The following is a 12,461-nucleotide window of genomic DNA, read 5'->3' as shown; positions in this document are numbered from 1 at the left end:
AGATTATGTTCATCTGTCGGCGATTACTGCAACTCGGAACGCTCTCCGCCCTGCTGGCGGGCTGCTCCACCACCGCCCCCTCTGCACCCAACACCGTCGCCGGCCAGCCGGCCGCCGAATCAACCCCGGCCCCCATCCGCATCGGCCCCAGCGCGCCGACACCTGGATCCGAACTGGCGGACGACGCCCCCGCCGCGCTGGCCGCCAATGGCACGTTGCGGCCTGAAGTCCGCACTTTCGTGGAAAACCTGGCCACCGAGCGCCAACTGCCGCTGGACCCCATGGTCGCCGCGCTGGCCGGTTCGCGCTACAACGCCACCGTCGCGCGCCTGATCGCGCCGTCGCCCCCGGGCAAGAAGATCTGGCGCAGCTGGCTGACCTACCGCTCGCGCTTCGTCGAACCCAAGCGCATCGGCTGGGGCGTGGAGTTCTACAACGAGAACCGCGACCTGCTCAACCAGGCGGCGCAGCGCTTCGGCGTTCCGGCGCCGGTGATTGCCTCGATCATCGGCGTGGAAACGCTGTACGGCCGCAATATGGGCAATTTCCGCGTGCTGGATGCGCTGACGACGCTGGCCTTCGACTACCCGGACCCCGCCAAGCCCGAACGCGCCACCATGTTCCGCGGCCAGCTTGCCGACTTCCTGACCCTGGTCATGAAAGACAAGCTGGACCTGGAAACCCGCGGCTCGTACGCCGGCGCCATCGGCATGCCCCAGTTCATGCCCACCAGCGTCATGCATTACGCGGTGGACGGCGACGACAACGGCCATATCGACCTGAGCAACAACACCCGCGACGCCATCATGTCCGTGGGCAGCTTCCTGTCGCAGCACGGCTGGCAGCGCGGCCTGCCGGTGTTCGCACCCGTGGTGCTGCCTGCCGATCCCACCGCGCTCGTCGACGGCGGACTGGAACCCAAGCAAAGCTGGGGCACGCTCACGGCGGCCGGCGCGCGCTTGCAGCCAGGCGCATCGGCCACGGGCTGGGGCAGCCAGCCACTGGGCGTGGTCGACCTGGTCGAGGAAGCCCGGGGCACGGCGCAATATCGCGTCGGCACGCCCAACTTCTTCGCGCTCACCAAGTACAACCGCAGCTACTTCTACGCGACCTCGGTAGCGGATCTGGCAAGCGAGATCGAAGCGCGCGTGGGCCGCTGAAGCCCCCAGGACCCGCGGCGCCAGGCGCCGCGGTCCTGCGCTTTACACCGTCGCAACCGGCGTCACGGGCGAACCCACGGCGCCAGGCAGGTTCAGCGGCGGCGCCGTCAGCAGGAAGCGGCTGCGGCCGTTGGCCGTCAGCCAGCGCGCCAGCGCCCCCAGGTACCACATCTCGCCTATCGGCAGGCCCAGCTTGAAAATGCAGTGATGGTGCAGAGGCAGCGCCGCGCAGCAGGCATTGGGCTTCTGCGTGGGATAGATTTCCAAGGCGTGGTTGTCCGAGGCCATGGCCGCCACCTTCGAGTCGGTGATCCACTGCAGCAGCTTCTCGTCGCTGCCGTCCAGGCCGGCGCAGATCTCGTGCAGCGTATGGGGATCCGGCTCGCGGTTCTTTTCCAGCAGGGCGTCGCCGAATTCCGTATGGAACAGCACGATATCGCCCTGCTCGATCTCGATCCGGTCCGCGTCCAGGATGCGCATCAGCTCGTCATAGCCGACCGACTTCTGCTCCCGTCCGTAGTGGCGCGCCAGATCGACCATCACGCCGCGCGTCTGCAGGCACGATTCGGCCAGCTGGGTGATGTCCAGCTTCTTGGCGTTGGAGGCCGGCCCCTGGCCCAGATCGGTCTTGGCATAGCCATTGTCCACGTCGTAGTCCACCGGACCCACCACGTGCTCGTTGGGCCGGTAGCCGTTGTAGTAGACGCGCTCGGGCAGGCCGTCGCCATTGGCGTCGAACAGCGCGCCCACGTGGGCCAGCGAATCCCATTGCGTCGAATACTGCAAGCTCATTTCGACGATGTCGTCGCTGAGCACGTCGACGCAGCCGGGACGCAGGCGTCCCAGCGGGAAATTCAGGTACTGGTCGCCGTCCCTCTCGGTAGGCCGCAGCTTGGGCGGGTGGCGCCGCACGTTCACGCCGTTGCCGCCCGGGTAATCCAGCGGCAGCGACAGGCAGAAGCTCAGGCCTTCGCGCACTTCCCGCATGCCGCTCAGCACGTTCGCGGGGGTGATGTAATTCAGGCAACCTCGCTGGTCGTCAGGCCCGAAATCTCCCCAGTTCGATCCCTCAGGACGGTTCTTCCATCTCATGCGTTGCAACTCCTGGTCGATTGAATGCTGTTTGACATAAATTTATCACGTATAGGATACTAACATCATGGATGTGAAAACTGCTGGCCGAGTGCTGGATGTGCTGAACCTTTTTGCGGAGGAGCAGAAGCCCCTGCTGTACAGCGAGATCGCTGCCCAGATGGGGATTCCGCTGTCGAGCTGCCATGGGCTGCTGAAGACCATGGTGGCGCGCGGCTATCTCTACGAAATCGGCAAGAAGCACGGCTATTACCCGACCCAGAAACTGATACACGTGGCCACCCTGATCTGCCATAGCGACCCGCTGAACGCGGTGATCGAGCCGGTGCTGGCCCGGGTGCGGGACCTGACGGGCGAGACGGCCTTGCTGGCCAAGCTGGCCGACGACAAGGTCGTGTACCTGATCGTCGCCGAGTCCAAGCAGACCATCCGCTTCTCGCATCAGCCGGGCGGCTTCAAGGCGGTGCACGCCACCAGCTCCGGCAAGGCGCTGCTATCGGTGCTGTCGCAGGAAGAACGGCAGAAGTGGTTCAAGGCCTACAGCGGCTTTGCCGCCTACACGGACAGCACGCTCACCAGCCGGGAAGCCTTCGACCGCGACCTGGAGGCGGGCATGGCGCGCGGCTGGCAGCGCTCGGTGGGCGAGAACGTCGAGGACGTGATGTCCATTTCGCTCGGATTCCGCGCATACGAACAACCCTTTGCCATCGTGGTGGCCGGCCCGCTGAGCCGGATGCTGAAGAACGAAGCCACCACGGGGAAACAGCTGGCCGAGGTCAAGGCGATGCTGCAAGCAGCGCTGCCCTCGGCCAATCTCACCTTTGTAGGAGTAGACAGTAGATGAACAAACGCACCTTCCTCGCCGCGGCCTGCTCGGCGATCGCCACGGCGGCCGTGCCGGCAGCAACCGCCTACGCGCAGGCGGACTATCCGGACAAGCCCATCCGCGTGATCATGCCTTGGGCGGCAGGAGGACCGACGGACGTGGTCGGCCGCCTGATCGCGGTCCAGATGGGCGAGATCCTGGGTCAGCCGCTGGTGATCGAAACCCGCGCGGGGGCCAGCGGCACCATCGGCACGGCCCAGGTCGCCAAGGCGCCGGCGGATGGCTACACCTTGCTGATGAACCCGTCGGTGCAGGGCATCTATCCGGCCCAGTTCAAGAATCTGAGCTTTGACCCGATCAAGGACTTCAAGATGGTGGGCGTGCTGGGCACGGTGCCGATGGTGGCCGTCGTCCCGCCCAACTCGAAGTTCAAGACCTTCGGCGAACTGATCAAGCAGGGCCAGGCCCAGCCCGGTTCGCTGACCTTCGCATCCCCCGGCGTGGCCACCTTGCCGCACCTGGCGGGCGAACTGATCAATACCTCCACCAAGGCCAAGATCACCCATGTCGGCTACCGCGGCAGCAGCCCGGCCCTGACCGACGTCGCGGGCGGCCACGTGGACCTGATGTACGCGCCGCTGGCGCCGGCTCTCCCGCTGATCCAGAGCGGCAAGATCCGCCCGATCGCCGTGACGACCAAGACCCGCCTGGCCGAACTGCCCGACGTGCCGACCATCGCGGAAAGCGTCCTGCCCGGCTTCGACATCGTCACCTGGTACGGCATGTGGGCGCCCAAAGACACGCCGCAGCCCATCATCGCCAAGCTGAACAAGGTCATGATCGAAGCCTCGCAATCGCCCAAGGTGGTTGAAGCGCTGAAGTCGCAAGGCACGCTGCCCAGCACCATGAGCTACCAGGAAGCCGAAGCCTTCAACCTGGCGGAGAGCGAGCGTTGGATCAAGGTGATGCAGGACGCCGGCATCCAGCCCGAATAAGTGCGCAAGAAACACGGGCGCACGCCGCGCCCGACCAATGAAAAACCGCCATGCCCGGCAAACCCGGCATGGCGGTTCTGTTCTGCCCGACGGCGGTCAGGCGTTCAGTTGAAGACGCCCGTGGACAGGTAGCGGTCGCCGCGGTCGCACACGATGAACACGATGGTGGCGTCGTTGACGCGTTCGGCCACGCGCAGGGCGGCAACCAGCGCGCCCGCCGATGAAATTCCGCCGAAGATGCCTTCTTCCGCCGCCAGCCGGCGCGCCATCTGTTCGGCCTCGGCCTGCTCGATGGATTCATAGGCGTCCACCCGGCTGCGATCGAAGATCTTGGGGAGATAGGCTTCGGGCCACTTGCGGATGCCCGGGATCGACGATCCTTCGGCGGGCTGCGCGCCCACCACCTGCACTGCGGGGTTGCGCGACTTCAGGTAGGTCGACACGCCCATGATGGTGCCGGTGGTGCCCATGGCGCTCACGAAGTGGGTAACGCGCCCTTCGGTCTGGTTCCAGATTTCCGGCCCGGTGGTTTCGATGTGGGCGCGGGGGTTGTCAGGGTTGGCGAACTGGTCCAGCACCAGACCGCGGCCGTCCGCCTGCATGGCCGACGCCAGGTCGCGGGCGTATTCCATGCCGCCCTTGTCCGCGGGCGTCAGGATCAGCTCGGCGCCGTAGGCCGTCATGGCCGCGCGGCGTTCCACCGACAGGTTGTCCGGCATGATCAGGATCATGCGGTAGCCGCGCATGGCGGCAGCCATGGCCAGCGCGATGCCGGTATTGCCGCTGGTCGCCTCGATGAGGGTGTCGCCCGGTTTGATGTCGCCGCGCTCTTCCGCGCGGGCGATCATCGACAGGGCCGGACGGTCCTTCACGGAGCCGGCGGGGTTGTTGCCCTCCAGCTTGGCCAGGATGACATTGCCCCGGGCGGCGCCCGCGGCCCCGGGAATGCGCTGCAGGCGCACCAGCGGCGTATTGCCGACGGTTTGCTCGATAGTGGGATAGGTAGTAGTCATGCGGACGATGATAACCCCGCCTGGCGGCGCGCGCCGCCAAAAGCCGCGCTCCCGCCAGGGCTACCCGCGCGGCGCGCGACGCGCTCAGGGCCGGGCGCGGGCCGCGGGCTGGGACGCCGCCGGTTTCGCTTCGGATTTGGCTTCGGCCTTGCCCGCAGCCGGCTTGCCCTGCGCCGGCTTGGCCGCCGTATCGCCCTGCCCGGCCTGAGGGCCCGTCCCTGCCACCTGCAGGCCGGCCTCTTGCAGGGCCTGCGCCTTCTTCGGGCCGATGCCGCGCACGCGTTCAGCCAGGTCGTTCAAGGATTCGAACTTGCCGCCCCGTTCGCGCTCCTTGATGATGATTTCCGCCATGCGCGGGCCGATGCCCCGGACGCCTTCAAGCTGCTGGGCATTGGCCTGGTTGAGGTCCACCGCGTGCGCCTGCGGCGCGGCCAGGCCCAGGCCCGCCGTTACCAGCAGCGCGCCCAAGGCCTGCCGCAAAGGGCGCGGCCGGGCGCCGGAAGCAAGGGTGGCGCGCACCCTGCGCCATCTGGCAAAAGGGGCCGGGTGGGCAGCGGCGGATTGAAGGAATGGATTCATGGAGGGTCTCCCAGGAGTCTGGCGCAACGGCTGTCACGCCACGCTCAGATCATGCGGGCGACGCGCCCCGCCACGGCGGCGCAGTGAATGGAAACATCCGCCCCGGCAAACCGCCAGGCGAAAAAAAGCCACCGCGAACGGTGGCTTTTCTTGCAGACCCGGCGCAGTGGCGCAGACTTACTTGCGGGCGCGCCAGTAACGCACGTACTCGGTGACGCCGGTCCGCACATCGCGCATCGGCGCCTGGAACCCCGCTGCGCGCAGGCGCGTGACATCGGCCTGCGTGTAGCTCTGATAGCGCCCTTTCAGGTCGTCCGGGAACGGGATGTAGCGGATCAGATCCAGTTCCACCAGTTGCGCCAGCGTCAGCTCGGCTTCGCCGCGCTCCGCGCGCAGCGCATTGACCACGCCGGCCGCCACATCGTTGAAGGGCTGCGCGCGGCCCGTGCCGCAGTTGAAAATGCCCGACTGCTCGGGGTGGTCCAGGAAATGCAGGTTGACCGCGACCACGTCTTCGACGGAAATGAAGTCGCGGCTCTGGCCGCCATCCACGTAGCCGTCCCAGCCCGCGAACAGGCGCACGTGCCCATGCTCCAGGAACTGGTTCATGTTGTGGAACGCCACCGAAGCCATGCGGCCCTTGTGCTGTTCGTGCGGACCGTAGACGTTGAAGTAGCGCAGGCCCACCACCTGTGCGGTCAGGCTGTCCATGCGCTGGCGCAGGACCTGATCGAACAGCAGCTTGGAATAGCCATAGACGTTCAGCGGGCCTTCGTTGGCGGGGTCTTCCACGTAGATCGAGGAACCGCCGTAGACCGCCGCCGACGAGGCGTACAGGAACGGAATGCGGCGCTCCTGGCAGAACTCGAACAGCTCCAGCGTGACGCGGTAGTTGTTGTCGAGCATGTAGCGGCCGTTGCGCTCGGTCGTGTCCGAGCACGCGCCCTGGTGCAGCACGGCACGCACTTCCCGCAGGCTGCCGTCGAGGACGCGGCGGCGGAAGTCGTCCTTGTCCATGTAGTCCGCGATCTGGCAATCGACCAGGTTGACGAACTTGTCGCCTTCGGTCAGGTCATCGACCGCGATGATGTCCTTGATGCCGCGGCGGTTGAGCCCGCGCACCAGGTTGCTGCCTATGAAGCCCGCGGCTCCGGTAACGACGATCATGAGAGTTCTCCTGCCAATTCCGCGGCGGTGACGATGGACGTGCCAAGCTTGCCCACGGCGATGCCGCCGGCCTTGTTGGCCCAGCCCATCGCGTCGACCCACGGCAGATCGATGGCGCGCGACACGGCCAGCGTCGCCAGCACGGTGTCGCCTGCGCCGGACACGTCGAACACTTCGTGCGCCTGCGCGTCGATGTGGTCGCGTCCCGCGTCGGTAAACAAAGTCATGCCCTGCTCGGAACGGGTCACGAGCAAGGCTTCCAGATCCAGGTCGGCGCGCAGGCGCTGCGCGCGATCGGTGAGTTCGGCCTCGGAACTCCAGCGGCCCACGGCCTCCTGCATTTCCGAGCGGTTGGGGGTGACGAGCGTCGCCCCGCGGTAACGGGTGTAATCGTGGCCCTTCGGGTCCACCAGCACCGGCACGCCGGCGTTGCGGGCCAGCGCGATCAGCGATTCGACCCGCGCCAGCACGCCCTTGGCATAGTCGGACAGCACGACGATGTCGTGGTTGGCCAGATGGCGCGCGAAAGCGGCATCGACGTTGTCCAGCGCGGCCTGTGCCGGATGCTGTTCGAAGTCCACGCGCAGCAGCTGCTGCTGGCGACCCAGCACGCGCATCTTCAAGGTCGTGTGCAAGGACGGATCGGCGACCAGCTCGGCCTGTATGCCGGCTTCGGCGGACAAGCGCCGGACGCTGTCGCCCGCCTCGTCTTCGCCCAGCACGCCGACCAAGGTCACATGGCCGCCCAGGGCCGCCACGTTGCGCGCGACGTTGGCCGCGCCGCCCAGGCGGTCTTCGCGGCGCGCCACGCGTACCACGGGCACCGGCGCTTCGGGCGAAATGCGTTCGACTTCGCCGAACCAGTACCGGTCCAGCATCACATCGCCCACCACGAGGACGCGGCTATGCGAAATGGCTTCGGCGGGAAATGCATTCATTCAAGTTCTTCCAAGCGGCGCGGCGCGTAGGTTTCCCAGGCGTTGCAGCCGGGACATTGCCAGTAAAAGCGACGCGCCTGAAAACCGCAACTGCGGCATGCGTAGCGGTCCAGCCGCTGCGTATGCTTGTGGATCAGGCTGCGCAACAACGTCAGGTCGGCGCCCGGCACTGGCGCCTGCTCGGCGCCGCTTTCCGGATTGGCCAGCTCGGCCTCCAGCAGACGGTCCAGCCCCAGCAGCGACGGATGGCTGCGCAAGGCATTGCGGGCAAATGCCCATGACGGCGCGGAGCCCTGCTGGGCGCGCAGTTCGCGGAACAGCACGTTGAACAGGTCCAGCGACGCGTGGCGCGCATACTGCTTCTGCAGCACGTCGAGCCCGGCCGCTTCCTGATTGGCGGCGCGGTAGTTCGCCAGGACCTGCTCGGCCACCAGGCCAGCGTACTCGGGAGCGTCGGTCATGATCGACTCCAGGTACAGGCGTTCGCGCTTCGGGTCCTGTTCGATCAGGGCCAGGCGGGCGCGCAGCATGGCGGTGCGCACCATGGCGCCTTTGCTCGACGCCGGATCGATGGTCGACAAGGCATGGTCGGCGGCATCCAGCGCCTTGTGGGCCGCGTCGATGTCGGCGGGCTTGGCCGACAGCGCGGTTTGCGCCTGTTCGCAGTAATAGTGCACGAGCTGCGGCACCGGCTCGTCGACCAGGCCCTGCAGCGTCTTCACGGCTTCGATGGCGCGCGGCCAATCGTGCTCGGATTCGTAGATGCGGATCAGCGAACGCAGCGCGGGCAAGGCGTAGCGGGTGTCCTTGAGCTGCTCGAAGCCGTGTTCGGCGCGGTCCAGCATGCCGGCCTTGAGGAAATCCTGCGCCAGCTCGTGCTGCGCATGCTCGCGTTCGGCGGCGGGCAGGTCGGAACGGTTCAGGAGGCTCTGGTGCACGCGGATGGCGCGCTCCATTTCGCCCCGGCGGCGGAACAGGCTGCCCAGCGCAAAGTGCAGCTCGGTGGTTTCCGGGTCCAGCTTGGCCACTTCGACGAAGGCGTCGATGGCGCGGTCCGGCTCTTCATTGAGCAGGAAGTTCAGCCCGCGGAAATAGGAGTCGGGCAGGCTGCGGGTTTCCCGCAGCATTTGCCGGATATCGAAGCGCGCGGCCAGCCAGCCCAGCGCGAACAATACCGGCACGAAAATCAACCACCAAGGTTCAAAATCCACTATGCGGGCTCTTGCGGTAATTCAGTGCGGAAAGGGATTCAGTGCTGACGCAACGGCATCACAGCGGCGACATCGGGGCCACGGCCTCCGGCGGCACGGCGGGCGTGGTGCCGGCGACGGCGGCCTGGACACGGTCCAGCTCGCGGCGCAGGCGCATGGCTTCGCGGCGGCGGCGCATGGCGGCGGGCACGGTCAGCAACAAGCCAAACAAGGCGCCCAAGACGAACACGACCAGCATCACAACGATGAGGGGCACGTCCTGCACCACGTAATCGGCGTAGAACTTCACGGCGACCGGATCCGTGTTTTTCAACGCGAACATCAATACTGCAACAAACACGAGCAATCGCAGGGCCCAGACTAGGTAGCGCATGGCGCATGCTCCAAAGAATTCAAGACTATCAATTGTAAGCGACGGATCCCGCCTGGCGCCAAAAAACAAAGCCCCTTGATTGCTCAAGGGGCTAGGTTCTCGGTCCGATCCGCCCGAAGGCGGCCTTACTGCCGTGCCGTCAATGCATGGCGTGCAGACTCACCATCGACGGCATCGGTTCACTCGATCCAGAAGATTGAGCGTCCTCGTCATTGCCGCCGGCCAAGTCCACCCGCTCGCGCAATTCCTTGCCCGCCTTGAAGTGCGGCACCTGTTTTCCAGGCACCAGCACCTGTTCGCCGGATTTCGGATTGCGACCGATGCGCGGAGACCGCTGCGACAGCGAGAAGCTGCCAAAACCGCGGATCTCGATGCGCTGACCCGAGGCCAGGGCCTGGGTCATTGCGTCGAGCACGGTCTTGACCGCGTAATCGGTGTCGCGGGCGGCCAGCTGAGGATAGCGGGCCGCCAAGGCGGCGATCAGCTCCGACTTGGTCACGAATTAACCGTCGTTGCGCTGTTGGTCCAGCTTGGCCTTCAGCAGCGCGCCGAGGTTGGTGGTGCCGGACGAAGCGCTGGCGTCGGACATGCGCTGGATCGTTTCGGCGGTTTCGGCGTTGTCGCGGGCCTTGATCGACAGCTGGATCGAACGCGTCTTGCGGTCGATGTTGACGATCATGGCTTCGATGTTCTCGCCGGCGGTCAGAACGGTGGTGGCGTCTTCAACGCGGCCCGAGGAGATCTCGGAAGCGCGCAGGTAGCCTTCAACGTCCACGGACAGCGTGACAACAGCGCCCTTGGCTTCGACCGACTTGATGGTGCCCGGAACAACGGCGCCCTTGTCGAACGTGGCAACGAAGTTGTTGAAGGGGTCGCCTTCCAGCTGCTTGATGCCCAGCGAGATGCGTTCCTTGTCGGTATCGATGCCCAGAACCACGGCTTCGATCTCGTCGCCCTTCTTGAAGTTGCGCACGGCTTCTTCGCCGGTTTCCGTCCACGACAGGTCGGACAGGTGAACCAGGCCATCGATGCCGCCGGGCAGGCCGACGAACACGCCGAAGTCGGTGATCGACTTGATGGCGCCGCGGACCTTGTCACCACGCTTGAAGTTGGTGGCGAACTCTTCCCACGGGTTCTGGCGGCACTGCTTCATGCCCAGCGAGATGCGACGACGGTCTTCGTCGATTTCCAGGACCATGACTTCGACTTCTTCGCCCAGGGTCACGACCTTGCGCGGATCGACGTTCTTGTTGGTCCAGTCCATTTCGGAGACGTGCACCAGGCCTTCGATGCCGGCTTCGACTTCAACGAACGCGCCGTAGTCGGTCAGGTTGGTGACCTTGCCGAACAGGCGGGTGCCTTGCGGGTAGCGGCGAGCCAGGCCCACCCACGGATCTTCGCCCAGCTGCTTGACGCCCAGGGAGACGCGGCTCTTTTCCTGGTCGAACTTGAGCACCTTGGCTTCGACTTCCTGACCCACTTGCAGGACTTCGGAGGGGTGACGCACACGGCGCCAGGCCATGTCGGTGATGTGCAGCAGGCCGTCGATGCCGCCCAGGTCCACGAACGCGCCGTAGTCGGTGATGTTCTTGACCACGCCCTTGACCACAGCACCTTCGTGCAGGGTTTCGAGCAGCTTCTGGCGCTCTTCGCCCATGCTGGCTTCCAGCACCTGGCGACGCGACAGAACGACGTTGTTGCGCTTGCGGTCGAGCTTGATGACCTTGAATTCGAGGGTCTTGCCTTCGTACGGGGTGGTGTCCTTGACCGGACGCAGGTCCACCAGCGAACCCGGCAGGAACGCGCGGATGCCGTTGGTCATGACGGTCAGGCCGCCCTTCACCTTGCCGGTGATGGTGCCGGTAACCAGTTCGCCGTTTTCCAGGGCCTTTTCCAGTTGCAGCCAGGCCGACAGGCGCTTGGCGCGGTCACGCGACAGGATGGTGTCGCCGTAGCCGTTTTCCAGGGAATCGATGGCCACCGAGACGAAATCGCCAGGTTGCACTTCGAGCTCGCCCTGGTCGTTCAGGAACTCTTCCAGGGGGATCAGCGCTTCGGACTTCAGGCCGGCGTTGACGACGACGAAGTTGTGGTCGACGCGCACGACTTCGGCGCTGATGACCTCGCCGGACTTCATGTCCTGGCTCTTGAGGCTTTGTGCGAAAAGGTCGGCGAAGCTTTCGCCGCCGGTGGCGGTAGTGGAAACGGAAGACATGGGGTTGAAATCCATTGGGCCGAAATGGCCGTTAAAAACACACCGCAGCGGATTGCCCGCCACAGTGGAGTCAAAATGCCTGCTTGCCGGTTTACCCTTGCGGGGTGTCCCGTGGGGGCTGCGCCTGGCTTGAACAGGGCCGATAAAAAAAACAGAAAACTGCGGAGGATTCGAGAGAAAAGTCCGGGACCGGTAATTCAATCCGCGGCGGCGTTCTTCCAGAAATCCAGTATTGCCTGCACCGTTTCTGCAATCGTCAAATCAGACGAATCCAGCACGTGTGCATCCGCTGCGGGAGCCAAGGGAGCGGTAGTCCGCCCCATATCGCGGGCGTCCCGCTCGCGCATATCCCGTAGGAGGTCATCAAGATTAGCAGAAATTCCCTTTTCGATCAACTGCTTACAGCGCCTCTGCGCCCGCGCGACCACATCGGCTACCAGGAAGACCTTCAGGGGCGCATCGGGAAACACCACCGTACCCATGTCGCGCCCGTCCGCAACCAGGCCCGGAGCCAGCCGGAAGGCGCGCTGGCGCTCGAGCAGCGCCTGGCGCACGCCCGGGAAGGCGGCCACGCGCGAGGCGAAGTTGCCGACTTCCTCGCGACGGATATCGTGGCCGACATCCACGCCCTCGAGGTAGACATGAGGCCCTTCGAAACGCACATCCAGGGTTTCGGCCACGCGCGCCACGGCGGGCTCGTCCTCGGGGGACAAGCCGCGGTTGAGCGCCGCCAGCGCGGTCAGGCGATAGAGCGCGCCGCTGTCGAGCACGGCCCAGCCCAGGGCCTTGGCGACGCGGTGGGCCACCGTGCCCTTGCCGGACGCGGTGGGGCCGTCGATGGTGATGACGGGGACAGTGGAGGAAGTTGCAGGGGAAATCGAAGTCATGGGCG

General features: G+C 65.6%; 13 protein-coding genes. 3 read left to right on the top strand and 10 right to left on the bottom strand.

Annotated features, from left to right (window positions below; all coding sequences use genetic code 11):
* Positions 1 to 5: 5 nt before the first annotated feature.
* Entirely contained in the window at positions 6 to 1,160 is a 1,155-nt protein-coding gene (mltB, locus tag IB257_RS30435) for a lytic murein transglycosylase B (protein ID WP_054450917.1), read from the top strand.
* Between the two features lie 42 nt (positions 1,161 to 1,202).
* On the opposite strand, the gene IB257_RS30430 is transcribed toward mltB, so the two are convergent.
* Positions 1,203 to 2,252 (bottom strand): cyclase family protein, encoded by a 1,050-nt coding sequence (locus tag IB257_RS30430; protein WP_054450914.1) that lies wholly within the window; start codon positions 2,250 to 2,252, stop codon positions 1,203 to 1,205.
* Positions 2,253 to 2,319: 67 nt separating this feature from the next.
* On the opposite strand from IB257_RS30430, the gene IB257_RS30425 reads away from it, so the two are divergent.
* Together IB257_RS30425 and IB257_RS30420 are read left to right on the top strand one after the other, a co-directional pair.
* The gene (locus tag IB257_RS30425; protein WP_054450911.1) at positions 2,320 to 3,096 is read left to right on the top strand and encodes an IclR family transcriptional regulator; all 777 of its coding nucleotides are present in this window, start codon (positions 2,320 to 2,322) and stop codon (positions 3,094 to 3,096) included.
* Positions 3,093 to 4,073, top strand: a complete 981-nt coding sequence (locus IB257_RS30420) for a tripartite tricarboxylate transporter substrate binding protein (RefSeq protein ID WP_054450908.1) — start codon at positions 3,093 to 3,095, stop codon at positions 4,071 to 4,073. Before IB257_RS30425 ends, IB257_RS30420 begins: the two co-directional genes overlap by 4 nt.
* Positions 4,074 to 4,177: 104 nt before the next feature.
* Here the strand turns inward: IB257_RS30420 and cysM are convergent, their stop codons facing one another.
* The 9 genes from cysM to cmk all read right to left on the bottom strand — a co-directional run bounded on the left by cysM (position 4,178) and on the right by cmk (position 12,456).
* Complete coding sequence (cysM, locus tag IB257_RS30415; RefSeq protein WP_041655288.1) at positions 4,178 to 5,086, bottom strand: cysteine synthase CysM; 909 nt, start codon at positions 5,084 to 5,086, stop codon at positions 4,178 to 4,180.
* 84 nt (positions 5,087 to 5,170) lie between these two features.
* Positions 5,171 to 5,665 carry a helix-hairpin-helix domain-containing protein gene (locus tag IB257_RS30410; RefSeq protein WP_119450900.1) on the bottom strand — a complete coding sequence of 165 codons (495 nt, stop codon included), beginning with the start codon at positions 5,663 to 5,665 and terminating at the stop codon, positions 5,171 to 5,173.
* Positions 5,666 to 5,842: 177 nt separating this feature from the next.
* Positions 5,843 to 6,832: an ADP-glyceromanno-heptose 6-epimerase gene (gene rfaD / locus IB257_RS30405; RefSeq protein WP_054450903.1), complete on the bottom strand. Its 990-nt coding sequence runs from the start codon at positions 6,830 to 6,832 to the stop codon at positions 5,843 to 5,845.
* On the bottom strand, positions 6,829 to 7,770 hold the full coding sequence (gene rfaE1 / locus IB257_RS30400) for a D-glycero-beta-D-manno-heptose-7-phosphate kinase (RefSeq protein WP_054450899.1): 942 nt from the start codon (positions 7,768 to 7,770) through the stop codon (positions 6,829 to 6,831). Before rfaE1 ends, rfaD begins: the two co-directional genes overlap by 4 nt.
* Positions 7,767 to 8,981, bottom strand: a complete 1,215-nt coding sequence (lapB, locus tag IB257_RS30395) for a lipopolysaccharide assembly protein LapB (protein WP_192493290.1) — start codon at positions 8,979 to 8,981, stop codon at positions 7,767 to 7,769. Before lapB ends, rfaE1 begins: the two co-directional genes overlap by 4 nt.
* A gap of 58 nt (positions 8,982 to 9,039) precedes the next feature.
* The gene (locus IB257_RS30390) at positions 9,040 to 9,354 is read right to left on the bottom strand and encodes a lipopolysaccharide assembly LapA domain-containing protein (RefSeq protein ID WP_013392395.1); all 315 of its coding nucleotides are present in this window, start codon (positions 9,352 to 9,354) and stop codon (positions 9,040 to 9,042) included.
* A gap of 139 nt (positions 9,355 to 9,493) precedes the next feature.
* Positions 9,494 to 9,853, bottom strand: a complete 360-nt coding sequence (locus IB257_RS30385) for an integration host factor subunit beta (protein WP_013392394.1) — start codon at positions 9,851 to 9,853, stop codon at positions 9,494 to 9,496.
* A 3-nt stretch (positions 9,854 to 9,856) separates the two neighbouring features.
* Entirely contained in the window at positions 9,857 to 11,569 is a 1,713-nt protein-coding gene (gene rpsA / locus IB257_RS30380; protein WP_026382780.1) for a 30S ribosomal protein S1, read from the bottom strand.
* A 197-nt stretch (positions 11,570 to 11,766) separates the two neighbouring features.
* Positions 11,767 to 12,456 (bottom strand): (d)CMP kinase, encoded by a 690-nt coding sequence (cmk, locus tag IB257_RS30375; protein ID WP_054450894.1) that lies wholly within the window; start codon positions 12,454 to 12,456, stop codon positions 11,767 to 11,769.
* Positions 12,457 to 12,461 lie beyond the last annotated feature (5 nt).

This window comes from Achromobacter sp. ACM03, assembly GCF_014851665.1.
In the GTDB taxonomy this organism is placed as follows: Bacteria; Pseudomonadota; Gammaproteobacteria; order Burkholderiales; family Burkholderiaceae_B; genus Achromobacter; species Achromobacter aegrifaciens.
This window is presented reverse-complemented; position numbering and strand designations above follow the sequence as displayed.

Bases quoted from the DNA above. Each gene is read 5' to 3' on its own strand.
- IB257_RS30425 (WP_054450911.1), top strand. From the start codon at position 2,320: ATGGATGTGAAAACTGCTGGCCGAGTGCTGGATGTGCTGAACCTTTTT.
- cmk (WP_054450894.1), bottom strand. From the start codon at position 12,456: ATGACTTCGATTTCCCCTGCAACTTCCTCCACTGTCCCCGTCATCACC.
- IB257_RS30390 (WP_013392395.1), bottom strand. From the start codon at position 9,354: ATGCGCTACCTAGTCTGGGCCCTGCGATTGCTCGTGTTTGTTGCAGTA.
- rfaD (WP_054450903.1), bottom strand. From the start codon at position 6,832: ATGATCGTCGTTACCGGAGCCGCGGGCTTCATAGGCAGCAACCTGGTG.
- cysM (WP_041655288.1), bottom strand. From the start codon at position 5,086: ATGACTACTACCTATCCCACTATCGAGCAAACCGTCGGCAATACGCCG.
- IB257_RS30430 (WP_054450914.1), bottom strand. From the start codon at position 2,252: ATGAGATGGAAGAACCGTCCTGAGGGATCGAACTGGGGAGATTTCGGG.
- rpsA (WP_026382780.1), bottom strand. From the start codon at position 11,569: ATGTCTTCCGTTTCCACTACCGCCACCGGCGGCGAAAGCTTCGCCGAC.
- mltB (WP_054450917.1), top strand. From the start codon at position 6: ATGTTCATCTGTCGGCGATTACTGCAACTCGGAACGCTCTCCGCCCTG.
- IB257_RS30410 (WP_119450900.1), bottom strand. From the start codon at position 5,665: ATGAATCCATTCCTTCAATCCGCCGCTGCCCACCCGGCCCCTTTTGCC.
- IB257_RS30420 (WP_054450908.1), top strand. From the start codon at position 3,093: ATGAACAAACGCACCTTCCTCGCCGCGGCCTGCTCGGCGATCGCCACG.
- rfaE1 (WP_054450899.1), bottom strand. From the start codon at position 7,770: ATGAATGCATTTCCCGCCGAAGCCATTTCGCATAGCCGCGTCCTCGTG.